This window comes from Streptomyces sp. a15 (genome assembly GCF_059026085.1).
Window position 1 is genome coordinate 1 of record NZ_JBWLKM010000239.1, and the last position, 1,215, is coordinate 1,215.

A 1,215-nucleotide genomic window follows, 5' to 3' on the forward strand; every position below is an offset into this window, starting at 1 on the left:
CACAAAGGGTCGCACCATCGTCCGAGAGAAGCTATGCCGGCAGGACGCGTGAAGGCACGGCCCTCAGTGATCATGGAGTGTCGAGTTCACTGATCACCACAACGGAAGACCGTGCCTGCTGCGTCGTCCTTGCCCATCCCCGACCGGGCTGGGCCAACTCGCCGGTTGCGATCCGGCCCGCCCCGAGGAACTGCCCAGCCTGCTGGAGCGGCTGCTGCGCTGCCTGTCCGACCCACGCCGCAGTCGCGCGGGTACCGGTGCAGGTTCTCGGGACGGATGGGCACGGCGGCTCCGCTACTCCCCGCCGGCGGCCTGGCGGTGCTCGAAGGCTTCGAGCAACTCGCCCAGGTCGTTCGGCTCGGGCGCGGTGCCGACCCAGTCGCCGCCCTCGGTGAACACGTCCACCTCGGTGGTGTCGGCGTCGAACCAGCAGACGTACGGGCCGTATCGCTCGATGACGGCCGTGGCGACGGTGGCCGGGTCGGACATGTGCGGCGCGGTCTCCAGCACGGCGAGTGGTGACGACCAGCCACATCGGCTCGTCCGGCGTGCGGGGCAGCCGGAGGTAGCCGGTGAGGCGGAGCTTGTCGCCGGGCGCTGTCACGTTGTTGGGTGCGTGAGTGCCTGACAGCGTGCTGGGGAGTGGCTGGCCCGGGTGCCGGCTCTGGGTCAGGCCGTTGCGGGCAGGGTGGCGGTGTTGGTGATCTGGTTCCAGATTGCGAAGCGGTTGATCATTTCGGTGCGGTGTTCGGTGGCGGACAGCCGGTGGCGTCGGGGCCGGAAGTGGGGCGAGATACCGCTGAACGCGGACAGGAACCGCTGGGCCCCGCCGGTGCTTCGGAAACCTTTCATCGCCCGTTCGCGCTGCCTGGTTGGCTGGTGGCTGTTCTCCGCCCGGTTGTCAGGCCCTTGTGGGAGCGGTGCTCGAGGGAGGGCATGACCTCGCGGTGGGCCGCGCCGTAGGAGCGGAGCTTGTCAGTGACGATCACCCTGGGCACCGTGCATGCGGGTCTTCTTGAGGAGTCTGCGGAAGAAGCGTCTGGCCGCGGCCTTGTCCCGCCGGTTCTGCACGAGGATGTCGAGGACGTTCCCGTCCTGGTCGACGGCTCGCCACAGGTACTGCAACCGCCCGTTGATCTTGATGAAGACCTCGTCCAGGTGCTTCCCAATGCTGATGTCAAGCCGCGGCTGTGGCTGGGGGTGTGACCTGGTAGC

1 protein-coding gene and 1 pseudogene are annotated in these 1,215 nt (G+C 68.2%); both read right to left on the reverse strand.

Going from position 1 to position 1,215, the window contains the following annotated elements; all coding sequences use genetic code 11:
• Nucleotides 1–294: 294 nt before the first annotated feature.
• Entirely contained in the window at nt 295–510 is a 216-nt protein-coding gene (locus tag AC5P09_RS51865) for a hypothetical protein (protein WP_493880618.1), read from the reverse strand.
• 159 nt (nt 511–669) lie between these two features.
• Nucleotides 670–1,215, reverse strand: a pseudogene (locus AC5P09_RS51870) (IS6 family transposase); the annotation flags it as partial.